The 23,807-nt window shown below is 65.5% G+C and carries 26 protein-coding genes; 17 read left to right on the top strand and 9 right to left on the bottom strand.

Translation table 11 applies throughout. The annotated features are described in order from the left end of the window. Positions 1-56: 56 nt before the first annotated feature. Positions 57-953: a LysR substrate-binding domain-containing protein gene (locus ACSQ8Y_RS17595; RefSeq protein WP_436267727.1), complete on the bottom strand. Its 897-nt coding sequence runs from the start codon at positions 951-953 to the stop codon at positions 57-59. Between the two features lie 106 nt (positions 954-1,059). Between ACSQ8Y_RS17595 and ACSQ8Y_RS17590 the strand changes: the two genes are divergently transcribed. Then, the gene (locus ACSQ8Y_RS17590) at positions 1,060-2,274 is read left to right on the top strand and encodes an MFS transporter (protein WP_436267726.1); all 1,215 of its coding nucleotides are present in this window, start codon (positions 1,060-1,062) and stop codon (positions 2,272-2,274) included. A gap of 39 nt (positions 2,275-2,313) precedes the next feature. Here ACSQ8Y_RS17590 and ACSQ8Y_RS17585 read toward each other — a convergent pair whose 3' ends face one another. Then, positions 2,314-3,117 (bottom strand): hypothetical protein, encoded by an 804-nt coding sequence (locus tag ACSQ8Y_RS17585; RefSeq protein ID WP_436267725.1) that lies wholly within the window; start codon positions 3,115-3,117, stop codon positions 2,314-2,316. Positions 3,118-3,299: 182 nt separating this feature from the next. On the opposite strand from ACSQ8Y_RS17585, the gene ACSQ8Y_RS17580 reads away from it, so the two are divergent. Continuing rightward, positions 3,300-3,626: a hypothetical protein gene (locus ACSQ8Y_RS17580; RefSeq protein ID WP_436267724.1), complete on the top strand. Its 327-nt coding sequence runs from the start codon at positions 3,300-3,302 to the stop codon at positions 3,624-3,626. 50 nt (positions 3,627-3,676) lie between these two features. Here ACSQ8Y_RS17580 and ACSQ8Y_RS17575 read toward each other — a convergent pair whose 3' ends face one another. Continuing rightward, a complete protein-coding gene (locus ACSQ8Y_RS17575) occupies positions 3,677-4,906 on the bottom strand; it encodes a CaiB/BaiF CoA transferase family protein (protein WP_436267723.1) in 1,230 nt (409 codons plus the stop codon). Positions 4,907-5,008: 102 nt separating this feature from the next. Here ACSQ8Y_RS17575 and ugpQ point away from each other — a divergent pair, with 102 nt between their 5' ends. Continuing rightward, complete coding sequence (ugpQ, locus tag ACSQ8Y_RS17570) at positions 5,009-5,791, top strand: glycerophosphodiester phosphodiesterase (protein WP_436267722.1); 783 nt, start codon at positions 5,009-5,011, stop codon at positions 5,789-5,791. A 35-nt stretch (positions 5,792-5,826) separates the two neighbouring features. Continuing rightward, positions 5,827-6,255, top strand: coding sequence for a hypothetical protein (locus ACSQ8Y_RS17565; protein WP_436267721.1), 429 nt, complete (start codon positions 5,827-5,829; stop codon positions 6,253-6,255). Between the two features lie 3 nt (positions 6,256-6,258). Here ACSQ8Y_RS17565 and ACSQ8Y_RS17560 read toward each other — a convergent pair whose 3' ends face one another. Then, positions 6,259-7,944, bottom strand: coding sequence for a methyl-accepting chemotaxis protein (locus ACSQ8Y_RS17560; RefSeq protein WP_436267720.1), 1,686 nt, complete (start codon positions 7,942-7,944; stop codon positions 6,259-6,261). A gap of 275 nt (positions 7,945-8,219) precedes the next feature. Between ACSQ8Y_RS17560 and alaS the strand changes: the two genes are divergently transcribed. From alaS to ACSQ8Y_RS17530, 6 genes are all read left to right on the top strand, one after another. Continuing rightward, positions 8,220-10,832, top strand: coding sequence for an alanine--tRNA ligase (gene alaS, locus ACSQ8Y_RS17555; protein ID WP_436267719.1), 2,613 nt, complete (start codon positions 8,220-8,222; stop codon positions 10,830-10,832). A 186-nt stretch (positions 10,833-11,018) separates the two neighbouring features. Then, the gene (locus ACSQ8Y_RS17550; protein WP_056403241.1) at positions 11,019-11,246 is read left to right on the top strand and encodes a sulfurtransferase TusA family protein; all 228 of its coding nucleotides are present in this window, start codon (positions 11,019-11,021) and stop codon (positions 11,244-11,246) included. Between the two features lie 247 nt (positions 11,247-11,493). After that, on the top strand, positions 11,494-12,243 hold the full coding sequence (locus ACSQ8Y_RS17545; protein WP_436267718.1) for an electron transfer flavoprotein subunit beta/FixA family protein: 750 nt from the start codon (positions 11,494-11,496) through the stop codon (positions 12,241-12,243). A 45-nt stretch (positions 12,244-12,288) separates the two neighbouring features. Further along, the gene (locus ACSQ8Y_RS17540; protein ID WP_436267717.1) at positions 12,289-13,221 is read left to right on the top strand and encodes an electron transfer flavoprotein subunit alpha/FixB family protein; all 933 of its coding nucleotides are present in this window, start codon (positions 12,289-12,291) and stop codon (positions 13,219-13,221) included. A 78-nt stretch (positions 13,222-13,299) separates the two neighbouring features. Further along, positions 13,300-15,090 (top strand): acyl-CoA dehydrogenase, encoded by a 1,791-nt coding sequence (locus ACSQ8Y_RS17535; protein WP_436267716.1) that lies wholly within the window; start codon positions 13,300-13,302, stop codon positions 15,088-15,090. A gap of 103 nt (positions 15,091-15,193) precedes the next feature. Then, positions 15,194-15,814 (top strand): LysE family translocator, encoded by a 621-nt coding sequence (locus ACSQ8Y_RS17530; protein WP_436267715.1) that lies wholly within the window; start codon positions 15,194-15,196, stop codon positions 15,812-15,814. A 4-nt stretch (positions 15,815-15,818) separates the two neighbouring features. On the opposite strand, the gene ACSQ8Y_RS17525 is transcribed toward ACSQ8Y_RS17530, so the two are convergent. From ACSQ8Y_RS17525 to ACSQ8Y_RS17510, 4 genes are all read right to left on the bottom strand, one after another. Next, a complete protein-coding gene (locus ACSQ8Y_RS17525; protein ID WP_436267714.1) occupies positions 15,819-16,289 on the bottom strand; it encodes a DUF4275 family protein in 471 nt (156 codons plus the stop codon). Next, positions 16,289-17,260, bottom strand: a complete 972-nt coding sequence (locus ACSQ8Y_RS17520; RefSeq protein WP_436267713.1) for a hypothetical protein — start codon at positions 17,258-17,260, stop codon at positions 16,289-16,291. The genes ACSQ8Y_RS17525 and ACSQ8Y_RS17520 overlap by 1 nt, the downstream gene beginning before the upstream one ends. A 136-nt stretch (positions 17,261-17,396) precedes the next feature. Further along, positions 17,397-18,002: a glycine zipper 2TM domain-containing protein gene (locus ACSQ8Y_RS17515; protein ID WP_436267712.1), complete on the bottom strand. Its 606-nt coding sequence runs from the start codon at positions 18,000-18,002 to the stop codon at positions 17,397-17,399. Between the two features lie 107 nt (positions 18,003-18,109). Beyond that, positions 18,110-18,526 (bottom strand): NINE protein, encoded by a 417-nt coding sequence (locus tag ACSQ8Y_RS17510; RefSeq protein ID WP_436267711.1) that lies wholly within the window; start codon positions 18,524-18,526, stop codon positions 18,110-18,112. Positions 18,527-18,743: 217 nt separating this feature from the next. Here ACSQ8Y_RS17510 and rpsP point away from each other — a divergent pair, with 217 nt between their 5' ends. From rpsP to ACSQ8Y_RS17475, 7 genes are all read left to right on the top strand, one after another. Beyond that, on the top strand, positions 18,744-18,992 hold the full coding sequence (gene rpsP / locus ACSQ8Y_RS17505) for a 30S ribosomal protein S16 (RefSeq protein ID WP_436267710.1): 249 nt from the start codon (positions 18,744-18,746) through the stop codon (positions 18,990-18,992). 38 nt (positions 18,993-19,030) lie between these two features. Beyond that, positions 19,031-19,570, top strand: a complete 540-nt coding sequence (gene rimM, locus ACSQ8Y_RS17500) for a ribosome maturation factor RimM (protein WP_436267709.1) — start codon at positions 19,031-19,033, stop codon at positions 19,568-19,570. A gap of 13 nt (positions 19,571-19,583) precedes the next feature. Continuing rightward, positions 19,584-20,345, top strand: a complete 762-nt coding sequence (gene trmD, locus ACSQ8Y_RS17495; RefSeq protein WP_436267708.1) for a tRNA (guanosine(37)-N1)-methyltransferase TrmD — start codon at positions 19,584-19,586, stop codon at positions 20,343-20,345. 89 nt (positions 20,346-20,434) lie between these two features. Further along, the gene (gene rplS, locus ACSQ8Y_RS17490; protein WP_436267707.1) at positions 20,435-20,818 is read left to right on the top strand and encodes a 50S ribosomal protein L19; all 384 of its coding nucleotides are present in this window, start codon (positions 20,435-20,437) and stop codon (positions 20,816-20,818) included. Positions 20,819-20,906: 88 nt separating this feature from the next. Next, complete coding sequence (locus ACSQ8Y_RS17485; protein ID WP_436267706.1) at positions 20,907-21,566, top strand: CoA pyrophosphatase; 660 nt, start codon at positions 20,907-20,909, stop codon at positions 21,564-21,566. An 84-nt stretch (positions 21,567-21,650) separates the two neighbouring features. Then, entirely contained in the window at positions 21,651-22,610 is a 960-nt protein-coding gene (locus ACSQ8Y_RS17480) for a CobD/CbiB family protein (RefSeq protein WP_436267705.1), read from the top strand. Between the two features lie 184 nt (positions 22,611-22,794). Further along, the gene (locus ACSQ8Y_RS17475) at positions 22,795-23,136 is read left to right on the top strand and encodes a DUF3579 domain-containing protein (protein ID WP_436267704.1); all 342 of its coding nucleotides are present in this window, start codon (positions 22,795-22,797) and stop codon (positions 23,134-23,136) included. Positions 23,137-23,152: 16 nt separating this feature from the next. Here ACSQ8Y_RS17475 and ACSQ8Y_RS17470 read toward each other — a convergent pair whose 3' ends face one another. Further along, entirely contained in the window at positions 23,153-23,752 is a 600-nt protein-coding gene (locus tag ACSQ8Y_RS17470) for a hypothetical protein (protein WP_436267703.1), read from the bottom strand. Positions 23,753-23,807 lie beyond the last annotated feature (55 nt).

The following is a 23,807-nucleotide window of genomic DNA, read 5'->3' as shown; positions in this document are numbered from 1 at the left end:
GTCATTCAGGCAATGTAGCCGAGATATACTCCCAGCATTTCCGCTGTAACAAATGCTTACAACGCGCCGGACGCTTCCCGCGCCAGTGCGATAAAACCTTGCACCAGCGCGCCTTGCGCGTCCTTGCGCTGCGCCAGCGACAGCACCGTGTTGGCGGTGGGGTCGGCCAGCGGCCGGTAGCACGCGCCTTCCATGTGGATGCTGTCGAACGAGCCCGGCAGCACGGTGATGCCGCAGCCGGCCGCCACCAGCCCGATCATGGTGGATGCTTCGCCCGCCTCCATCACGACTTTGGGCACGAAGCCGGCCTCTTTGCACAGCCTGAATATCTGCGGATGGATGCCGGTGCCGGCCGTTTTCGGATACATGATGAAGGGCAGGCCCTCCAGGTCGCGGATTTCGACCTGGTCCTTGGCCGCCAGCGGCGAGCCGGCCGGCAGCACGGCGATCAGCGGGTCGTGCCGCAGCACGGTCAGCTGCACCGCGTCCGGAATCGCCGCCTCGGGCGGGCGCACGAAGCCCAGGTCCAGCTCGCGGCTTTCCAGCATGGCGATCTGCGGCAGGGTGGCCATTTCGCGCAAGGTCAGCAGCACGTCCGGGTAGCGCGCGCGGTAGCGGTTGATGACGGTGGCGAACAGCGGCGTGAACGGGGTGGAAAAGGTGAAGCCTATACGCAGCTCGCCGGCTTCGCCGCGCTGGGCCCGGCGCGCCGTCTGCACGGCCTGCTCGGAGAGCGCCAGCACCCGCCGCGCGTCGGCCAGGAAGAGCTTGCCGGCCTCCGTCAGGCGCACCCAGCGCTTGCTGCGCTCCAGCAGCCGGGCGCCCACTTCGGCCTCCAGCGCCTGGATTTGCTGGCTCAGCGGCGGCTGGCCGATGTGCAGCCGTTCGGCCGCGCGCGTGAAGCTCAGCTCCTCGGCGACGGCGACAAAATAACGCAGGTGGCGCAGTTCCATGATGGGTCTTATCTTTTTTAAGTATTACTAACGCCTTAAATATATATTGGACAGTAATACAGCGCAATCCTAAGATGGGCCATCTAGTCAACAGGCGGTCATCATCATGGGCATCGCGGCAGGCACACCGGTTTTCAAGCGCACCAACCGCGCGCTGTTTTTCAGCGGTTTTTCCTGTTTCGCGCTGCTGTACGGCGTGCAGCCGCTGATGCCGCTGCTGGGGCGCGAGTTCTCGCTGACGGCGGCGCAGAGCAGCCTGGCGCTGTCGGTGTCGACGGCGGCGCTGGCGGTGTCGCTGCTGCTGTCGAGCATCTTGTCCGACCGTGTCGGCCGCAAGCCGCTGATGGGCGCGGCGCTCACTGTGGCCGCGGTGATGACGGTGCTGTGCGCGCTGGCGCAGAACTACGGCCAGTTCCTGGTGTCGCGCGCGCTGCTGGGCTTCGCGCTGGGCGGCATGCCCGCCGTGGCGATGACTTACCTGAGCGAGGAAGTCGAACCCGGTTCGCTGGGCTTGTCGATGGGCTTGCTCATCAGCGGCAACGCCTTCGGCGGCATGGCCGGGCGCGTGCTGGTTTCCGTGATGAGCGACCATTTTTCCTGGCGCGTGGCGATGGGCGCGATGGGCGTGGCCGGCCTGCTGGCGGCCGCCGAGTTCTACCGCAGCCTGCCGCGCTCGCAGAATTTCCGTCCCGGCCATGGCGGCCTGGGCGAACTGGCCGGCGGCCTGCGCCGCCACTTCGCCGACGACGGCCTGCCGTGGCTGTTCGGCGCCGGCTTCCTGCTGATGGGCTGCATGGTCAGCGCCTACAACTTCATCGGCTTTCGCTTGCTGGATGCGCCGTTCGGCATGAGCCAGAGCCTGGTGGGCGCGATTTCCTTCCTCTACCTGCTGGGCATCTTCAGCTCGGTGTGGGCCGGACGCCTGGCCGACAAGCTGGGCCGCCGACGCGTGCTGTGGGGGCTGCTGTCGGTGATGCTGACCGGCTTGCTGCTCACCCTGAGCGGCAAGCTGGTGCCGATGTTCATCGGCCTGGCGATGTTCACCTTCTGCTTCTTCGCCTCGCACTCCGTGGTCAGCAGCTGGGTGGGACGGCGGGCGCAGACGCAGCAGGCGCTGGCCTCGGCGCTGTATCTGTTCTTCTACTACCTCGGCGCGAGCGTGATCGGCTGGCTGAGCGGCGTGGTGTGGGGCGTGGCGGGCTGGGCCGGCGTGGTGGCGCTGCTGGGTTGCGCGCTGGCGGGCGGCTTGCTGATCGCGCTGCGCTTGCGCACCCTGGCTCCGCTGGCGTCCGCCGAAACGGCGCGGCTGGCGGCGGCTTGACGGCGGCTTGACGGCGAGGTCGCGCTCGCGGCTCGGAACTCAAGGGCAGTTGCTGTAGCTCGGGCTGCTGTAGCCGCCGCCGTTCATGCTGGCGTCCGCCATCGAGATGCAATAGGTGCCCAGCGCGGTCCTGATCTTGTAGACGCGGATGCGCGAATTGGGCGACGTGATCTCGGTCACCTTGGCCCGCTCGTACCATTTCGGCCGTACCGCCTCGTGGGCAGCCTCGAAGGCGGCGTCGATCTTGCCGCGCAGGGTCTGGCCGGGCGGAGGCAGCGGCGCCAGCTTGCCGCCGCGCAGTTCCTGGTCGATCTTGCCCGCGCCGTGCACGGTCAGGCGCAGCAGCTCGGCGGCGCTGACCGGTGGCTGGGCGGGCTGCGCCGACAGGTCGCCTATCGCTGGCTCGGCCACGGACCGTGCCGCCGTGCCGGATGCTGCCTGGGCCTGCTGCGCCGGGAGCTCGCCTATCGTTGCTTCGGTGACGGACCGCTGCGCCGCGTCGGATGGTGGCTGGGCCTGCCGCGCGGAATTTCCTGCCGTGCTGATCGGCTGCGGCGCGCTAGCGCGCTCGACTCGGCGCTCCGCGCTGCTGGCGGTGATGGCTTGCGCTGCCGCAGGGCGTTCACGGTGCGCGGGCGGCGCACGGTCGGGCCGCAGCGGCGGAAGCGGCGGCACCGCGGCCGTGCGCGGCGCGGAGAAGATCCATGCGATGGCGGGCCTGCCCTGGGCCGCTGCGGAAGCCGGTATCCGTACATGGTTGCGCGCCAGTAGCGCGGCCAGCAGCGCCAGGTGCAGCGCGACGGTCAGCAGCAGGGCAGTTGACGTGCGGGATGAATGTGTCATGCGGGCAATGTATCTGAATTGCGTTTTTGATATTTTGGATTTAACAATTGCTTACAATGCGCTGCCATAAGCATGACTTGCGGCCCTTGACCTGGCTCAAGTTGGCGGGCGCAACTTTTTGATGAGATCGCTGTCCAAGGAAGACAGGCACGCCGGTGCCTGCTCACCGCAAGGAGGGGATCATGCTGCAAGAGTATGAAATACGGCAACGCTTCAACCGCGTGGAACGGGCCATAGGGGAGGCCGCGCAAGCGTGCTCGGCCGAGCGCGACCTGCCGGGCGAGCTGCGCGACTGCATCCACAAGCTGGACCGCCAGGCCGACGCCGCCCAGCAGGGGCTGGCACCCTACGACGTCACGCGCCTGCGCAAGATGGTCGATGAGCTGGAAGTGCTGGGCGACCGCGCCCGCAAGGTCTGCACCAACATGCCCACGCTGACCCCGCAGATGCGCAGCGCGGTCCAGCACGTGCATGACGAGCTGGCCGAACTGAAGCACGACCTGCATTGACCCGCCCCCTGTCATGTCCCCCACTGGGGGGATGGCAGGGGGGCGTATCGTTACAGCACGCCTTTGTCCTTCAGCGCGACTATCTCTTCCTCGCTGCGGCCGAGCAGCTCGCGCAGCACTTCCTCGGTGTGCTGGCCCAGCAGCGGCGGGGCGCTGCCGCCGTCGGTCGGCGTGGCCGACATGCGCATCGGGCTGCGCACCAGCTTGACCTTGCCCGCCGTCGGGTGCGGCGCCTCCGTCACCATGCCGCGCGCCTGCACCTGTGGGTTGCGGTAGACGTCGCCGATGTCGTTGATCGGCCCGCACGGCACGCCCACCGCCTCCAGTTGCGCGATCCACTCGTCGCGCGTCTTGCGCTTGACCATCTCGGCCAGCACAGGCACCAGCTCCTCGCGGTTTTTCACGCGCAGCGGGTTGCTGGCGTAGCGCTCATCGAAGGCCAGGTCGGCGCGGCCGCCGGTTTCGACGAACTTCTGGTATTGCCCGTCGTTGCCGGTGGCGACGATGATGTAGCCGTCGCTGCAGGCGAAGGTCTGGTAGGGCACGATGTTGGGATGCGCGTTGCCCCAGCGCTTGGGCGCCTTGCCGCTGTTCAGGTAATTGCTGCCCATATTGGCCAGCATGGCCACCTGCACGTCCAGCAGCGCCATGTCGATGTACTGGCCCTCGCCGGTCCGGTCGCGGTGCATCAGCGCGGCCTGGATGGCGATGGTGGCGTACATGCCCGTCATCAGGTCGACCAGCGCCACGCCGGCCTTCTGCGGACCGCCGCCGGGCAGCTCGTCGCGCTCGCCGGTGACCGACATCAGCCCGCCCATGCCCTGGATCAGGAAATCGTAGCCGGCGCGGTGCGCGTACGGCCCGTCCTGGCCGAAGCCGGTCACCGAGCAGTACACCAGGTCCGGCTTGACCGCTTTCAGCGACGCGTAGTCGAGGCCGTAGCGTTTCAGCTGGCCGACCTTGTAGTTTTCCAGTACCACGTCGGCGTGCGCCGCCAGTTCGCGGATCAGCTGCTGGCCCTCGGCGCTGGCGATGTCCACCGTCACCGAGCGCTTGCCCCGGTTGGCGGCCAGGTAGTAGGCGGCCTCGGTGGTGTCCTGGCCGTCCGCGCCGCGCGCGTAGGGCGGGCCCCAGGCGCGCGTGTCGTCGCCGCTGCCGGGGCGCTCGATCTTGATCACGTCTGCGCCCAGGTCCGCCAGGTTCTGCGAACACCACGGCCCGGCCAGCACGCGGCTCAGGTCCAGCACGCGGATATGGCCCAGCGCTTTGGTCACAGTCATCTTCCACCTCGTCGATTTAGCAAGACCGCCAGCTTAACGTCTTGTGGTATGTTTTGAATACCAGACATGCGACATGCGTTTTCAACATCAACCGAGGCAGCCATGTGGCCCTATCCTAAAGTTCTAGCACACCGGGGCGGCGGCACGCTCGCCCCGGAAAACACCATCGCCGCGCTGCGCTGCGGCCTGGCCTACGGTTTCCGCGCCGTGGAGTTCGACGTCATGCTGTCCAAGGACGGCATCGGCGTCGTCATGCACGACCCGGATTTCGGCCGCACCGTGGCCGGGCAGGGCAATGTGGCGCGCACCCCGGCCTCGGACCTGGTGCGCAAGGATGCCGGCGCCTGGTTCGGCCCGGACTTCGCCGGCGAGACGGTGCCGCTGTTTACCGAATACATCGATTACTGCCGCTCGCAGGGCATCTGGATGAATATCGAGATCAAGCCGGTGCCGGGGCACGAGGCGGAGACGGGGCGCTGGGTGGCGCGCAAGACGCGGGCGCGCTTCAGCGAGGAACTGCGCGCGGGCGACGTCAAGGCGGTGCCGCTGCTGTCCTCCTTCAGCATGGCGGCGCTGGCCGCCGCGCGGGAGGCGGCGCCGGAGCTGCCGCGCGCCTGCCTGTTCGACACCCTGCCGGCCGACTGGCGCGAGCAGGCGGCGGCGCTGGACGCCGTCGCCATCCATACCAACCAGAAGCATTTGACTGCCGCGCTGGCGGCGGCGGTGAAGGCGGCCGGCTACGGCCTGTTCTGCTACACCGTCAACGCGCCGGAGCGGGCCGCGGAGATCCTGGCCTGGGGCGTGGACGGCTTCTGTACAGACCGCATCGACTTGATCGGCCCTGTCATTCATACGGACGATGCGCAGCGGGAGTCCCTTACCTAGACTGCGGTAGCACCATCCACCGACAGGAGAACATCATGAACAAATGGCTAGCAGTGTGCGCGCTGTGCGCCGCGTCGTCATTCGGCAGCGGCGCTGCGGCGCAGCAAGCGGGCGAGCGCGTGACCATACCCGCTCCAACCTTGAAGATAGAATTGCCCGACCGGCGCTATTACATGGACAGCGCCGAGTTCGACGACTTCCGTGGCTGGTACCAGTTGTCCAACGGCCAGACCCTTAACCTGAGCGGCAAGGGGAAATTCATGTATGCCGAGATCGACCAGCAGGGGCCGCACCGCATCGTGGCTACCGGACACAACGCCTTCGTGGCGCTGGACCGCCAGCTGAAAATGCGCATCGACTGGCGCGACGACGGCAGCGTGGGCGGCGAAGTCTTGATGGTGGTGCCGCGCCAGACCGCCGGCGGCGGCGTGACCGAGGAGGTGGTGGCGCTGGTCATGCGCTAGCGGCTAGAAACGCTCGAAACTGTCCTGGTCCGGCTCCCAGCCGGCCTCGCGCGCCGGCGCCGGGGCGCGCCGCAGCGTCGGCGCCGGCACGCGCCGCGCCGCCGGCCGCGCCCCCGCCGGCGCCGGCCGGGCGCTGCCTTTGCCGGTGGCGAAGAAGCCCATGGTGCGCTGCAAGTCCTCGGCCTGGATGCTCATTTCCTCGGCCGTCGCCGCCAGCTGTTCCGAGCCGGCGGCGTTTTGCTGGGTCGCCTGGCTGAGCTGGTTGATGGCCGAATTGATCTGCGCCAGGCCGCTCGACTGCTCCTCCGAGGCCGCGCTGATCTCCTGCACCAGGCCGGAGGTGCGCTGGATGTTCGGCACCATCTGGGTGAGCAGCTTGCCGGCCCGTTCGGCCAGCTCCACGCTGCTGCTGGCCACTTCGCCTATCTCCTGCGCCGCCACCTGCGAGCGCTCGGCCAGCTTGCGCACCTCGGCCGCCACCACCGCGAAGCCCTTGCCGTGCTCGCCGGCGCGGGCCGCTTCGATGGCCGCGTTCAGCGCCAGCAGATTGGTCTGGTAGGCGATGTCGTCGATGATGACGATCTTGCGCGCGATCTGGCGCATGGCGTCCACCGTGCCGCCCACCGCGTTGCCGCCTTCGACCGCTTCGGCCGCCGCCTGGCTGGCCATGCCGTCGGTGACGCGGGCGTTTTCCGTGTTCTGCGCCACCGAAGCCGTCATCTGCTCGACCGAGGCGCTGGTCTCCTCGACGCTGGCGGCCTGTTCCGTTGCCGCCTGCGACAGCGACTGCGCGGTGCCGCTGACCTGTTCGGACGCGCTGGCCAGCGCGTCGGCGCTGCTGTTGACGCTGCCGACCACGCCGGCCAGGCGCTCGACCATGTTTTTCATGCTGAACAGCAGGCTGCCCTGGTCGCCGGCGCGGGTCTCGATGCGCACGGTCAGGTCGCCCTCGGCCACCTGGTTGACGATGCCGGCCGCGTAGGCCGGATCGCCGCCCAGCTGGCGCAGCGTGTTGACCAGGATGAGGATGCCCAGGCCGGCCACCAGCAGCGCGGCCACGCCGAAGATGATGGCCATGTTGCGCTGGGACGCCGCCATCGCGGCCTCGGCCTCCTTGTTGGCCTCCTCGGCGACCTTGATATTGAGGTCGATCACCTTGTCGAGCGCCATCCGCACGCTTTCGATCTGCGGCGCGACCGCCGTGGCGGCCTGGCTGAATTCCTCGGCGGCCTGCTTCATGCCCGCCGCGTCGCCGGCGCTGGCGAGCCGGTCGGCCGCCGCGATCACCCTTTCGCCGCCGCGCAGGCGCAGCTCCCAGGCGCTCAGGAAGTCCTTGTACAGCACCGCCTCATCCGGCGTTTGCGGCAGCGGATCGTAGATTTTGCGTCCGGCGGCCACTTCGGCGAAGCCGGTCCGCATGGCGCTGGCCTGGGCCGCGATCTTGCTTTGATTCTTGGGGTCGTCGAGCAGCCGGAAGATGGTCAGCGCGCCGATGCGTATCTCGCGGTTGCCCAGCTTCATCTGGTACAGGCCGACCAGCGAGGGCAGGCGGACCTCGGCCACCTCGTAGAAACCCTGGCTGGCGCCGCGCAGGCCGAGCAGCCCGGCCCCGCCCACCAGCGCTATCCCGAGGATGGCGAACACCAGCAGCAGAATCAACTTGGTCCGAAGCAAGAGGTTATCTAGCATGGCAGTCTTTCGCAGTGTGTGGACGGCATGGGGGGGCTTGCCGGATTTCCAGTATAGGGAATATCGGGCCGGCTGCGCGCTGAATATTGTCAGCGTTGCAAGTTGGCAACGAGACACTGCGCCGCCGGCGCGGCCGGCGCCGCGCTTTGCCCCGGACCGTGCGCGGCACCCGGCGCGGTACCCGGCGCCGTACTCTGCGCGGTAGTCCGATTTCCCGGCCGCGACATCACGTATAATCAACCCTTTGCACCAGCCAGCAACCTAACCAATACGACATGAAATCATCTGAAATCCGCGAGAAGTTCCTCAAATTCTTCGAATCCAAGGGTCACACGATCGTCCGGTCCAGCCCGCTGGTGCCAGGCAACGACCCAACCATGCTGCTGACCAACTCCGGCATGGTCCAGTTCAAGGACGTGTTCCTGGGCCTGGACAGCCGTCCGTATTCGCGCGCCACCACCGTGCAGCGCTGCGTGCGCGCCGGCGGCAAGCACAACGACCTGGAAAACGTCGGCTACACGGCGCGCCACCACACCTTCTTCGAAATGCTGGGCAACTTCAGCTTCGGCGACTACTTCAAGCGCGACGCCATCCAGTACGCCTGGGAACTGCTGACCAAGGTCTACCAGCTGCCGGCCGACAAGCTGACCGTCACCGTCTACTTCGAGGACGACGAAGCCTACGACATCTGGGCCAACGAGATCGGCGTGCCGAAAGAGCGCATCATCCGCATCGGCGACAACAAGGGTGCGCGCTACGCCTCGGACAACTTCTGGCAGATGGCCGACGTCGGCCCGTGCGGTCCGTGCACCGAGATCTTCTACGACCACGGCGCCGACATCTGGGGCGGCCCGCCGGGCTCGGCCGAGGAAGACGGCGACCGCTTCATCGAAATCTGGAACCTGGTGTTCATGCAGTTCAACCGCGACGAAGCGGGTAATATGAACAAGCTGCCCAAGCCTTGCGTCGACACCGGCATGGGCATGGAGCGCCTGGCCGCCGTGCTGCAGCACGTGCACAGCAACTATGAGATCGACCTGTTCCAGGCCCTGATCAAGGCCGCCGCGCGCGAAACCGGCGCCACCGACCTGGAAAGCAAATCGCTGCGCGTGATCGCCGACCACATCCGCGCCGCCTCCTTCCTGATCGTCGACGGCATCATCCCCGGCTCGGAAGGCCACGGCTACGTGCTGCGCCGTATCATCCGCCGCGCGCTGCGCCACGGCCACAAGCTGGGCCAGACCAAGCCTTTCTTCTACAAGCTGGTGGCCGACCTGAACACCGAGATGGGCACCGCCTACCCGGAACTGAACGAGGCCGCCGCCCGCGTGGCGCAGGTGCTCAAGGCCGAGGAAGAGCGTTTCGGCGAAACGCTGGAACACGGCATGAAGATCCTGGAAGCGCAGCTGGCCAAGGACAGCAAGAAGCTGGACGGCGCCACCGCCTTCACCCTGTACGACACCTACGGCTTCCCGCTGGACCTGACGGCCGACATCTGCCGCGAACGCGAAGTGACGCTGGACGAGGCGGGCTTCAACGCCGCCATGGAACAGCAGAAGAAAACCGCGCGCGCCGCCGGCAAGTTCAAGATGGCCGCCAACGTCGAGTACTCGGGCGAGAAGACCAAATTCGTCGGTTACGACAGCCTGAGCCAGGACGCCAAAGTGATCGCCCTGTACGCCAACGGCGCACCGGTGCAGGAACTGAAGGCGGGCGAGCAGGGCATCGTGGTGCTCGACACCACGCCGTTCTACGCCGAGTCGGGCGGCCAGGTCGGCGACCAGGGCGTGATCGCCAGCGGCGGCGCGCAGTTCGACGTGGAAGACACGCTCAAGATCCAGGCCGACGTCTTCGGCCAGCACGGCGTGCTGGCCAAGGGCACGCTGAAGGTGGGCGACGCCGTCTCGGCCACGGTCGACACCGTCAGCCGCGGCCGCACCATCCGCAACCACTCGGCCACCCACCTGATGCACAAGGCCCTGCGCGAAGTGCTGGGTTCGCATGTGGCGCAGAAGGGCTCGCTGGTCGACCCCGACAAGGCGCGCTTCGACTTCAGCCACAACGCCGCGCTGACGGCCGAGGAAATCGCCAAGGTGGAAGCCATGGTCAACGCCGAGATCCTGGCGAACCAGGCGACCCAGTCGCACAACATGAGCTTCGACGACGCCGTCAAGCATGGCGCCATGGCGCTGTTCGGCGAGAAGTACGGCGACGAAGTGCGCGTGATGGACATCGGCTCGTCGAAAGAGCTGTGCGGCGGCGTGCACGTGCACCGCACCGGCGACATCGGCCTGTTCAAGATCACCGGCGAGGGCGGCGTGGCAGCCGGCATCCGCCGCGTGGAAGCGGTCACGGGCGAGGGCGCGCTGGCGCTGGTGCAGGGCCTGACGCGCAAGCTGGGCGAAGCGGCCGCCGTGCTGAAGGCCAACCCGGACGAGCTGACCGTCAAGATCGCCGCCGTGCAGGAGCACGTCAAATCGCTGGAGAAGGAACTGGCCGCGCTGAAATCGAAGCTGGCCTCCGGCCAGGGCGACGAGCTGGCCACCCAGGCGGTGGAAATCAAGGGCATCAAGGTGCTGGCGGCAACGCTGGAAGGCGCCGACGTGGCCACCCTGCGCGAGACCATGGACAAGCTGAAGGACAAGCTGAAAACGGCTGCCATCGTGCTGGCCAGCGTGGCCGACGGCAAGGTCAGCCTGATCGCCGGCGTGACCGCGGACGCGACTTCCAGGGTCAAAGCGGGCGAGCTGGTGAACTTTGTTGCACAGCAAGTGGGCGGAAAAGGCGGCGGACGCCCCGATATGGCGCAAGCCGGCGGCACCGATGCTGCGGCTCTGCCGGGCGCTTTAGGTGGCGTTGCAACATGGGTCGAACAGCGTCTTTCCTAGCAAACATGCGGCTCGCATGCTAGTGCGGGCCGTTTCTGACACAGCTCCCTCGTTGTGTACTTGCAACGAGGGAGGAACTATTTTGGTGCACCGCGTCACGAACGCCAAATTGGAGTAGACTGTGGAACAACTGGTCAACCAATTGCGGGATTTTTGATGAGTGCTACCCTAGTTGATAACGAAATCATGGAATTTCAAAAAGAACTCGACGCGCGGGGTTTGAACTGTCCGCTGCCGATTCTGAAGGCCAAGAAGGCCCTGGCCGAGCTGCAGAGCGGCGAAGTGCTGCGCATCATGGCGACCGACCCCGGTTCCGTGCGCGACTTCCAGGCTTTCGCCAAGCAGACCGGCAACGCCTTGCTGTCGCACGCGCAGTACGGTACGGAATTTGTATTCCTGATGCAGCGCAAGTAAGCGCAAGTAAGTGCAAGTAAGTGCAATAAGTTCGCAATAAGTTTTAAATCCATCCACAGGGGGGCGGGCTACGCCCCCTGTCTGCAAGCAAACTCAGCACGAATCGACGCCTAGGTAAATTTTAGATGTTTTCTACTACCAAAAAAAGGCACGATCGTGCTTTAATTCTGCTTGCCGCTGGAATTTCTCTTATAATCTAGCCCACATAAACTGTCCTTCCTTTATAAATTTTCCCAAAGGCAAAGCTATGAAAGTCTTGGTACCCGTCAAACGCGTGGTCGACTACAACGTCAAAGTCCGCGTCAAATCCGACGGCACTGGCGTCGATATCGCCAATGTCAAAATGTCGATGAATCCGTTCGACGAGATCGCGCTGGAAGAAGCGACGCGCCTGAAAGAAGCCGGCAAGGTCACTGAAGTGGTGGCGGTGTCGTGCGGCGTGGCCCAGTGCCAGGAAACCCTGCGCACCGGCATGGCCATCGGCGCCGACCGCGGCATCCTGGTGGAGACCGCGACCGAACTGGAACCGCTGGCCGTGGCCAAGCTGCTCAAGGCGCTGGTCGACAAGGAACAGCCGCAACTGGTCATCCTGGGCAAGCAGGCCATCGACGACGATTCGAACCAGACCGGCCAGATGCTGGCTGCGCTGCTGGGCTGGCCGCAAGCGACCTTCGCCTCGAAAGTGGTGCTGGAAGACGGCAAGGCCGTGGTGACGCGCGAAGTCGACGGCGGCCTGGAAACCCTGTCGCTGACCTTGCCGGCCATCATCACCACCGACTTGCGCCTGAACGAGCCGCGCTATGTGACGCTGCCGAACATCATGAAGGCCAAGAAGAAGCCGCTGGACACCGTCAAGCCGGAAGAGCTGGGCGTCGACGTGACCCCGCGCCTGAAGACCCTGAAGGTCGCCGAGCCCGCCAAGCGCTCGGCCGGCATCAAGGTGCCGGACGTCGCCACGCTGGTTGCCAAGCTGCGCAACGAAGCCAAAGTCATCTAAGCGGCCCGGTTACCCGGCCCGGTCTAACATATTCTAGGAATAATCATGGTCGCATTAGTTATCGCTGAACACGACAACGCTAGCCTGAAGGGCAGCACCCACCACACCATCACCGCGGCGCTGCAGTGCGGCGGCGAGGTCCACGTGCTGGTGGCAGGTTCGAACGCCGGCGCCGCCGCCGAGCAAGCCGCGCAGATCGCCGGCGTCTCCAAAGTGCTGGTGGCCGACGCCGCCCACTTCGCCGACGGCCTGGCCGAGAACGTCGCCGAGCAGGTGCTGGCGATTGCCGGCTCTTACTCGCACATCCTGGCGCCAGCCACCGCCTACGGCAAGAACATCCTGCCGCGCGTGGCCGCCAAGCTGGACGTGGCCCAGATCTCGGAAATCACCAAGGTCGACTCCCCGGACACCTTCGAGCGTCCCATCTACGCCGGTAACGCCATCGCCACCGTGCAATCGGGCGACAAGGTCAAGGTCATCACCGTGCGCACCACCGGTTTCGACTCGGCCGCATCGACCGGCGGCTCGGCTGCCACCGAAACCATCGCCGCTGTCGGCGACTCGGGCAAATCGGCTTTCGTCGGCCGCGAGCTGGCCAAGTCCGACCGTCCGGAACTGACCGCCGCCAAGATCATCGTCTCCGGTGGCCGCGGCATGGGTTCGGGCGAAGCGTTCAAGATCCTGGAACCGCTGGCCGACAAGCTGGGCGCGGCCATGGGCGCATCGCGCGCCGCCGTGGACGCGGGCTACGTGCCGAACGACTGGCAAGTGGGCCAGACCGGCAAGATCGTGGCGCCGTCGCTGTACTTCGCCGTCGGCATCTCCGGCGCGATCCAGCACCTGGCCGGCATGAAGGATTCGAAAACCATCGTCGCCATCAACAAGGATCCCGAAGCGCCGATCTTCTCCGTTGCCGACTACGGCATCGTTGGCGATCTGTTCGAGATCGTGCCTGAACTGGTCAAAGAACTGGGTTAGTCCATAACTATGTATTGAGGCCACGCTGGCAAGGCTTTACGCCGCCGCCAGCGTGGCCTTTTCCTTGGAGAGTAGAAGATGAGCTATCAAGCCCCCCTGAAAGACATGCTGTTCGTCATGAACGAACTGGCCAACCTGTCCGGCGTCAGCCAGCTGCCAGGCTGCGAAGACGCGACCCCGGAAACGGCTGAAGCCGTGCTGGAAGAAAGCGCTAAATTCGTCGAGGGCGAAGTCGCCACGCTGAACCGCAGCGGCGATATCGAGCCCAGCTTCTGGAAGGACGGCAGCGTCACCACCTCCAAGGGGTTCAAGGAAGCCTACAAGCAGTTCGCCGAGGCGGGCTGGCAAGGCCTGCAGCACCCGACCGACTTCGGCGGCCAGGGCTTGCCCAAGCTGATCGGCACGCCCTGCGTGGAGATGCTGCACGGCGCCAACCTGTCGTTCGCGCTGGCGCCCATGCTGTCGGACGGCGCGATCGAAGCGCTGCTGACCGCCGGCAGCGACGAGATGAAAGCGATCTACCTGGAAAACCTGGTGACCGGCAAGTGGACCGGCACCATGAACCTGACCGAGCCGCAAGCCGGCTCCGACCTGGCCGCCGTGCGCACCCGCGCCGTGCCGCAGGACGACGGCACCTTCAAAGTGTCCGGCACCAAGATTTTCATCACCTACGGCGAGCACGACATGGCCGAGAATATCATCCACCTGGTGCTGGCGCGTACGCCGACCGCGCCCGAGGGCGTGAAGGGGATCTCGCTGTTCATCGTGCCGAAGTTCCTGGTCAACGCCGACGGCTCGCTGGGCGCGCGCAACGACGTGCATTGCGTGTCGATCGAACACAAGCTGGGCATCAAGGCTAGCCCGACCGCCGTGCTGCAGTTCGGCGACCACGGCGGCGCCATCGGCACGCTGGTGGGCGAGGAGAACCGCGGCCTGGAATACATGTTCATCATGATGAACGCGGCCCGCTTCGGCGTCGGCCTGCAGGGCATCGGCCTGTCCGAGCACGCCTACCAGCAGGCGGTGGCCTTCGCCAAGGACCGCGTGCAGTCGCGCGACCTGGCCGGTTCGGCCGGTCCCGTGTCCATCATCCACCATCCGGACGTGCGCCGTTTGCTGATGAATATGCGTTCGCAGACCGAGGCCGCGCGCGCGCTGGCCTACGTCGGCGCCTCGCTGTACGACGCGGCCCATAACCATGCGGACGCGGCCACCCGCGCCGAGAACCAGGCCGTGTACGAATACCTGGTGCCCATCATCAAGGGCTGGTCGACCGAGCTGTCGCAGGACGTCACGCGCGACGGTGTGCAGGTGCACGGCGGCATGGGCTTCATCGAAGAGACGGGCGCCGCGCAGCACTACCGCGACGCCAAGATCCTGACCATCTACGAAGGCACGACCGCGATCCAGGCCAACGACCTGGTGGGCCGCAAGACCGTGCGCGACGGCGGCAAGGTCGCCAAGGGCCTGATCGCGCAAGTGCGCGCCACCGAAGCCGAGCTGGCCAAGCTGGACGGCGCGGCGTTCGCTGCGATCGGCAAGCGCCTGGCGCAGGGCGCGGCCGACCTGGAGGCGGTGGTCGAGTATGTGGCCGGCAATATGAAGACCGACATCAAGGCCGTGTTCGCGGGCAGCGTGAACTACCTGAAGCTGGCCGGCATCGTGCTGGGCGGCTGGCAGATGGCCCGCGCGGCCCTGGTCTCGCAGCAGAAACTGGACGCCGGCGACGGCGACGCCAGCTTCTACCAGGCCAAGATCGTCACGGCGCGCTTCTTCGCCGACCACTTCCTGACCCAGGCGTCCGGCCTGCGCGCCTCCATCATCGACGGCAGCGCCGGCGTGCTGGCGCTGGGCGAAGAGCAGTTCTAAGGAGTTCGCACCGCGAAGAAAGGCAGCCTCGGCTGCCTTTTTTTTCGCCTGCGCGGTACGCAAACTCCGTTAGAATCGAATCCGTCACCAAAGGAGCTGCACCATGGAACTGTCCACGCTTGCCTTATTCGTCCCTGCCTGCTTCGCGCTGAACATGGCGCCGGGGCCGAACAATCTGCTATCGATCAGCAACGCCACGCGCTATGGCTTCCGCCAGGCGTGCACGGCGGGAGCGGGGCGGCTGCTGGCGTTCGGCGGCATGATTGCGCTGGCCTCGTTCGGCCTGGCGGCGGTGTTGCACACGTCGGAGATGCTGTTCTACGCCATCAAGACCCTGGGCGCGGCCTACCTGTTGTACCTGGCGTTCCAGCTGTGGCGCGCGGCGCCGGGCGCAGAGGCCGAATCGACCGCGCCTGCCGCGGGCTTGATGCAGCTGGCGCGCCAGGAGTTCCTGGTGGCGGCCGGCAATCCGAAAGCGATCCTGATCTTCACCGCCTTCCTGCCGCAGTTCGTCAACCCGGCGCAGCCGATGGCGCCGCAGTTCGCCGTGCTGGGCGCGCTGTTCCTGGCGCTGGAAATGGCGGCCATCGCGATCTATTCGTGGATGGGCACCAAGTTGCGCCGCTGGTTCGCCCAGCCGCGCGGCAAGCGCATCTTCAACCGCAGCTGCGCCGGCCTGCTGGCCAGCGCCGGCCTGGGCCTGCTGCTGTCCCGCCGCAGCTGAACGTTCAGCCCCAGCCTTCCAGGCGGGCTTGCTCGAGCTGCTGGCGCTGGCGGAGCAGAGCCAGGTTGGCCTCGTTCAGCGCGGCGTAGTCGCGGTGGCGGGCGAAGTAAGGGCCTTCGTTCCAGCCGTCCTCGTGGGTGACGGCCATGGTCCAGGCCATATTGGCCGGGAACACATAATAGTCCTGCAGGGCGCAGGACTCGGGCAGCAGGTCGGTGGTGAACGCGTGGTCGCGGCTGTTCGACAGCACGATGTAGCCGGGCGCGGCATGCAGCCGGTACTGTGCCAGCGCGTCGGCGCCGCGCACGCTGGGGTGGCAGCCGGCGGCCAGCACGTGCCATAGATACGATTTGGCGCTGACGCCGTCGCGGTGCTTGCCGAACGCTTCCAGCCATTGCGCGGCCAGCGCCGCCGCTTCGCGTTCGGAATACTCCTGGAGGACAACGCCGGGCCGGACTGTGGAAGGTGTGCGCATCAGTTTTTCAGTTCCTCTGGGACGTTGTAGCTGAAGCTTTTGGTGTCGAACATCAGCTTCCAGCTCTTGGCTTCCACCGGCTCGCCGTCCAGCGTGCCGCCGACTGTCACCGTGAACGGCACGGGGATCTTGCCGTTGACGCCTGCGGTGCGGTAGCTCCAGCGCCGCTTCTCGCAGCGCAGCGGCTCTTCCGGTTCTTCTTCCGCGCCCTGCGCGCCGGCGGCCGGACCCGCCGCGTACCGCTCGTAGTTGGCCTTGGCCTCGGCGCAGGGGATGCCCGGGTCGAATTCGGCGCCGGCGAGGAAATCGGCCAGCGTCGCGATCTGATTGTCGTGCGATGCCAGCACCAGGTTGCGGGTGACTACGCGCTGGCTGCCTTGCGGGTCCTCGCCGTCCCTGACCTTCACCACCCAGCCCCACAGTTCTTCGCTCAGCGCTTCGAAACGCACGTCCTCCGGTTTGACCGCGCGCGTGCCGGCATGCATCACCGCGTTGCTGATCTCGGCCAGGCCGCCGTCGGACGGCGAGTTGGGGCGGATGTGGAAGGCGCCGAAGACGGCGACGCCTTCGCCGTCGACGGCCTGGCCGCTGGCGAGGAAGTACAGCTCGTCTCCCTCCGTGCTGTCCGCCATTTTCACTTGCTGCACCACGCGCATCAGATAGGTGCGGTTGTCCTCGCCGACATAGAGCCAGCCCTTTTTCGCGATCGAGTATTTGCCGTAGTTGCTGGACATGACGCTGTCGATCACGGCCGCCTCGTCTATCGTCACGCGTTCGACCTTGAGCGAGGCCCGGTAGGCGCCATAGGCGAAGATGCCCAGGAACAGCAGGCCGAAAGCGGCTAGCAGATAGAGCAGCACCGTCACGCCGCGCCGGCGTTTGCGCGGCGAGGGGCCGGATGGGGGAGCGGGGTGCGACGCGGGAGTTAGGGCGGCCGGGCTTGCGGCGACGGGGTCTTTCAAGTCTTCCATGCGGGTTCCTTATCTTGTGTTGTTAAATAGTACACAAGATGGGAAATGTCCGTCGCGCAATTGCGCGCGGCCGGGCATGGCGCCCGGCCGCGATGATGCGTATGCTTACTTGCTGCTTACTTGCTGCTTATTGTTCTTACTTGCGCACGATGGTGCCGTTGGCGCTCTTCACCAGGTCGCCGTTGGCGAAGCCCGGGTCTTTGTCGAAGGTGAACTCGCCCTGGGTGCCGTTGTCGTACTGGACTTTCACGTGCCAAGCCTTGCTCGACTTGACGTGTTCCTCGACCTTGTTGCCGGCGTAGGCGCCGCCGGCCGCGCCGGCGATGGTGGCCAGCTTCTTGCCGCTGCCGCCGCCGACCTGGTTGCCCAGCAGTGCGCCCGCCACGCCGCCGGCGATCACGCCCACCGCGCTGCCTTCGCCTTTTTTCTCGACCACGTTGACCGCGATCACGCGGCCGCAGTCATTGCAGGCCATCGGCTTGCCGGTGGCGTTCTTCAGGTCGGCCTTGGCGCCGGCCAGCGCCTTGTCGTATTCGGCCTTGGCGTCGCGCTGGCACTGCATGCGCGCGCTGGAGTTGCTTTCTTCGGCGCACAGTTTCTTGTCTTCGGCGTAGCGGGTCGCTGCTTGCTTGGTGTCGGCGGCGTATTGCGCCTTGGTGTACTGCTGGGCGGACGCGGTGGTAGCGAAGCCGGCCAGGGCCAGGGAAACAGCCAGCGACATGGTCAGGGTGCGTGCATTCATTTTTTTCTCCAGGAAAGATTGTCTGCGCAGTATAACCGCTGAAAATAGCTTCACGGCAATTGTGCCACGCTATCGTGCGCGCCCCGGCGGCTTCGGGAGCGAAAGGCTTAGCCGTATGCGCCGCCGGTGTACAGCAAGTCAAACAGGCGGGAAATCGTGGCGATCAGCGCGCCCGAGCCCACCAGCATGGTGGCCACCAGGATCACGGCCAGCGGCCAGCGCGTGTTCGAGCCGCGGCCGGTGCCGGTGTTGAAAGTGGCGTCCCACTTGGCGTCGGACATCAAGCCGAGCACCAGTGCCTGCAGGAAGCCGGCCAGCATGGAGAGGAACAGCGGCAGCAGCTTGAAGTAGATGTCGGCCTGTGGCGCGGCCGCCATCACCAGGCCGATGGCCGGCACGCTGGCCGCGTGCAGCCAGCCCCATGTGTCATTCACGCCACGCAGATAGAAGCGGTGCGCGCCGATGCCGCCCAGCAGGAAGGCCAGCAGGCTGGCGAAGGTCTTGTTCTTGTGCCTAGGGTTCATAGATCGTTGCCAAAATTCGCGGAACGGCAAGTATGGGTCATAATGCGCCTCCGGCCCAGCCTTTTCGCGTATTCGCGCTTGCCCTTGACGCCGGAGTGGGGGATAATCTTTGATTGCCCCAAACCCACCCCTTTTTTTGTTAATGCTTGCTGGCAGGTGAGAAAGCGCGCTATAATTTGCGGCTTTTTCCGTCTCAGCACACTTATTTGGAAATATTATGGTCGTTATTCGTTTAGCTCGTGGAGGCGCCAAGAAGCGCCCATTCTTCAACATCGTTGCAACTGACTCGCGCAATCGCCGCGATGGCCGTTTCATCGAACGTATCGGTTTCTACAACCCGATGGCTTCCGGCCAAGAAGTGCCATTCCGCATTACCGAAGACCGTCTGGCCCATTGGACCGGCGTAGGCGCACAGCTGTCCCCAGCCGTTGCTCGCCTGGTCGCTTCGAACAAGAAAGCAGCCTAAGTCTGCTGCTGGTTTTGGCTGACAAAATAGCATCCGGGGTGAAACTCCCCGACGATCTGGTGCAAGTGGGCTTTGTGTTCGGCGCCTACGGCGTCGCTGGCGGAATCCGGGTTCGCCCCTTTTCCGACGACGCGGATGCTTTGTTGCATGCCAAGACCTGGTGGCTGGATAAGCCCAGCCTGCGCGCAGTCGAGGTTCGCCGTGCGAAATTGCACGGCGGCGACGTCGTGACCCAGTTGCCGGAACTGACCGACCGGAATGAAGCGGAGGCGCTGAAAGGCACCGGCGTCTACATTCCCCGCAGTGAGTTCCCGGTGCTGGACGACGGCGAGTTTTACTGGTCCGACCTGATCGGACTGGCAGTAGAGAATTTGCAGGGCGAAAGCCTGGGCGTGGTCGCCGACATGATGAGCAATGGTCCGCAGTCGATACTGCGCATCACCGCCGCCGTCAGCGCCGAGTCCGGTGACGCCGAGTCCGCGGCGCAGGAGCGCCTGATTCCATTTGTCGACCAGTTCATCATCAAGGTGGACAAGGAAGCGAACAAGATCACGGTGGACTGGGGCCTGGATTTCTGATCCCGGGACCACTATGCAATTTGATGTCGTAACGCTGTTTCCTGAAATGTTTGCCGCGCTGACGCAGTCGGGTGTGACCCGGCGCGCGTTCGAGCAGCAGAAGTGGAATTTGTCGCTGTGGAATCCGCGCGACTTCACCACCGACAATCACCGCACCGTGGATGACCGCCCCTATGGCGGCGGTCCCGGCATGGTGATGCTGGCCAAGCCGCTGGAGGCGACCATCGCCGCCGCGAAGCAGCGCCAGGTCGACGCCGGCTTGCCGGCGCCGCGCGTGGTGTTCATGTCGCCGCAAGGCAAGCAGCTGACCCACGAACGCGTGATGCAGCTGAAGGCCGAGCCCGGCCTGGTGATACTGTGCGGCCGCTACGAAGCGGTCGACCAGCGCCTGATCGACCGCGTTGTCGATGAGGAAATCAGCCTGGGCGATTTCGTGCTGTCCGGCGGCGAATTGCCGGCAATGGCGCTGATGGATGCGGTGGTGAGGCTGTTGCCCGGTGTGCTGAACACGGAAGCGTCGGCGGTCGAAGACAGTTTTGTCAACGGCCTGCTCGATTCGCCGCACTACACGCGGCCGGTGAGTTACGAAGGCGAGGAAGTGCCCGCGGTCCTCATGGGCGGCAACCACGCCGAGATCGAGAAATGGCGCCGCCAGCGCATGCTGGAAGCGACCGCGCGCAAGCGCCCGGATTTATTGCCCAAGGCGCGTGAGGCAGGTTTGCTGACGCGCCAGGACGAGAAATTTTTGGCCGATTTAGAAAAACCGGCACTGTAGCAAAGACGGCGGACATGTTGTCCGCTTGTTCAACCCCATCCTCTACCGGGTTTAGTACGCGCCGGCATGATGGTAATTGGAGTCATTAAATGAACCTGATTCAACAACTCGAGCAAGAAGAAATTGCTCGCCTGGGCAAAAACATTCCTGAATTTGCACCTGGCGACACCGTGATCGTCAACGTCAACGTAGTCGAAGGCACCCGCAAGCGCGCCCAGGCATACGAAGGCGTGGTCATCTCCCGTCGCAACCGTGGCCTGAACTCGAACTTCATCGTTCGCAAGATCTCGTCCGGCGAAGGCGTTGAGCGTACCTTCCAGCTGTACTCCCCGCTGATCGCTTCGATCGAAGTGAAACGCCGCGGTGACGTACGTCGCGCCAAGCTGTACTATCTGCGCGACCGTTCGGGCAAATCGGCACGTATCAAAGAAAAACTGCCAAACCGTCGCCCAGCGGCGAAGGCAAGCGCTTAATAGCGCTTGGGTTTGGGGAGGAGGGCGCCGGGTGGCGTCCTCCTCGAAAGGGCGCCCTGGGCGCCCTTTTGCATTCCGGAGGAGTTTTATGGCCAAGCTTTTGTTCGATCCGCAGCAACTCCCGATAGACGGCATCGCCGGCGAACCGGCCCTGTCCCTCGAGCGCCTGGCGCCGGACTGGCTGCGCGCGCGCTTCGCCGCGCCGCCGGCGTGGGAGCCGGAGGCGTCCGAGCAGCCCTTCCTGCCCGGTGTGGCGCCCAAGCCGGCCGCCGTGCTGGTGCCGCTGGTCGAGCGCCCCGAGGGCCTGACTTTGCTGCTGACGCAGCGCACCGCCCACCTGAACAACCACGCCGGCCAGATCAGCTTCCCCGGCGGCCGCGCCGAGGACTACGACGCCAGCCCGGCCGAGACCGCGCTGCGCGAAGCCGAGGAGGAGATCGGCCTGGACCGCCGCCACGCCGACATCATCGGCACCCTGCCGGTCTACTACACCGGCACCGGCTACAGCGTGACCCCGGTGGTGGCGCTGCTGCGCCCGCCGTTCGAGCTGCGCGCCGACCCGCACGAGGTGGCCGAGATTTTCGAGGTGCCGCTGGCCTTCCTGATGGACGGCCTGAACCACCAGCGCCTGTCGGCCGAGCTGGCCAGCGGCCGACGCAGCTTCTACGCCATGCCCTACCGGGACTATTACATCTGGGGCGCCACCGCCGGCATGCTGCGCAACCTGTTCCATTTCCTGAGGGCATAGCCATCGAACTAATAAGTTTGATTCCCGCGCTCCGCTGCGCTATCGTAGCGGGCATTGCGGCAATGCCAATCTTGAGGACGTTTAATGACATTTCTTTCCATTCTGTGCGCGCTGCTGATTGAGCAAATGAAGCCGCTACGCGCGGACAATCCCATCTACGCCGAGATCAAGAGCCTGGCAGTGCGCATGGAAGCCTGGTTCAACGCGGGCGACGCCAAGCACGGCCGCATGGGCTGGTTCCTGATGATACTGGCGCTGGTGCTGCCCACCGCGCTGATCTACTGGGTGCTGGTGCGCTACGACCTGTTCCTGGCCGCCTTCGCGTGGAATGTGCTGATCGTCTATCTGACGCTGGGCTTCCGCCACTACAGCCACTATTTCACCTCCATCCAGCTGGCCCTGAACGCCGGCGACGAGGGCGCCGCGCGCGCGCTGCTGGCCGAATGGACTAAAGTCGACACCGTGGGCATGGAGGCGGGCGAAATCTCGCGCCTGGCCGTCGAGAAGGCCTTGATCACCACGCACCGCAATGTGTTCGGCGTGTTCTTCTGGTTCCTGATGCCGCTCGGCCCCGCCGGCGCGGTGCTGTACCGCGTGTCCGAATACCTGGCGCGGGCCTGGAACGAACCCGAGCACATGCGCAACGAGGCGTTCGGCGAATTCGCCACCCGGGCCTTCTACTGGATCGACTGGATCCCGGTGCGCCTGACCGCCGTGGCCTTCGCCGTGGTCGGCAATTTCGAGGACGCGATCTACGCCTGGCGTAATTTCGCGCACCGCTGGACCGACGAGGCGCGCGGCATCATCCTGGCCGCCGGCGGCGGCGCCATGGGCGTGCGCCTGGGCACGCCGGACGAGAGCGCGGCCCGCGTGCTGCCGGCCGACGCCGCCGTGGTCGACAGCAGCGAGATGGAAAGCGAGGCGCTGCCGGGCGAGGAGCCCGGCGTGCGCGCACTGCAAAGCACGGTCGGCCTGGTCTGGCGCGCGCTGCTGCTGTGGATGATGCTGCTGCTGTTGCTGTCCGGCGCAGTTTGGCTGGGATGAACGGTGTTTGACCGGCCGCTGAAAGGATTTTGACAGGCGATGGGGTTACAATATCGGGATTGGTGGCCGCTCTTTCATACGGCGCGGTCGCCGATGCGTGTTTCAAATCAAGTACTTACCTTCCCAGGTCTTCTATAAGATATAATACCTAGGATTTTTCACGCACCCAGGTCCCCACGAGTCTATGGCCGAGTCAGCCCAACCCAAGAAAGAACTGGCCAACGAGTTCTTTATTCTAGGTATCACCGCCGATGGCAAACAGTTCCGTCCCAGCGACTGGGCCGAGCGCCTGTGCGGCGTCATGTCCTGTTTCCGACCGGAAGGCTCGGGCGGCACCGACGCCCACCTGAAGTTCTCGCCCCTGGTGCGGCCGACCGTGATCAACGGCGCCAAGTCGGTGGTGGTCAGCCATACGCTGCGCGAACTGGAGCCGATGGCCTACCACTTCGTCGTCAACTTCGCCAAGGACAACGGCCTGCAGATCGTCGACGCCTGCTTCCTGCCGCTGCCCGGAGAAGGTAGTTGAGCGCGCGCCGGGCCGTCTAGTTCTGTGCGGCCAGGCAGCCGGCCAGCTTCGCAATGAACTGGTCGCGCAGCGCCGCATATTGCTCGTAATTCCCGAATTCCCGGACTTCCTTGGGCTGGCTCAGGATATAGGCTGTGCTGATGACGCCGCTGCCTTCGTGCGCCAGCGTGTAGAGGCTGATCGGCCCGCCGCGCTCGATGGTGGGATTGTTCACCGCCATGACCTCCACCCCGTTCACTTCGCTCAGCGTCAGCGCCATCATGCCGGGCGGGCGCTTGTTCGACATCTCCCTCAGCTGTGCCAGCACCGTGACGCGGTCCGCCGCGAATTTGCCGGGCGCGGACAGCTCCACTTTCAGGTTGACCAGCGGCGCGCTGCTGGCCTTGTGCACCAGCAGGCGGTAGCCGTCGGCGGTCGACACGGCGTAGTTGCCGGCCGCCGTGGCCACCTGCCGGCTGGTGGACGTGGCGGGCAGGCGCTGTTGCTGGGCGAGCTTGAAGTCGCCGTCGGCAAGGCACTGGACGACGGGCGCCAGCGGGTCGGTGCTGCGATCCGCGGCGCAGGCGGGAAGGGCGGCCAGCGCGAGCGCCAGCGTCGGTAAGAGTTTTGGAAGCATGATGGTGCCGGTGGTTTGAAAGGGGCCCAGTATAGGGGCGGCCACCCCGCGCGAC

The organism is Pseudoduganella sp. LjRoot289 (assembly GCF_964252925.1).
In the GTDB taxonomy this organism is placed as follows: domain Bacteria; phylum Pseudomonadota; class Gammaproteobacteria; order Burkholderiales; family Burkholderiaceae_D; genus Rugamonas.
Note: the sequence above shows the minus strand (reverse complement) of the source record. Positions and strands in the feature narration are given on the sequence as shown.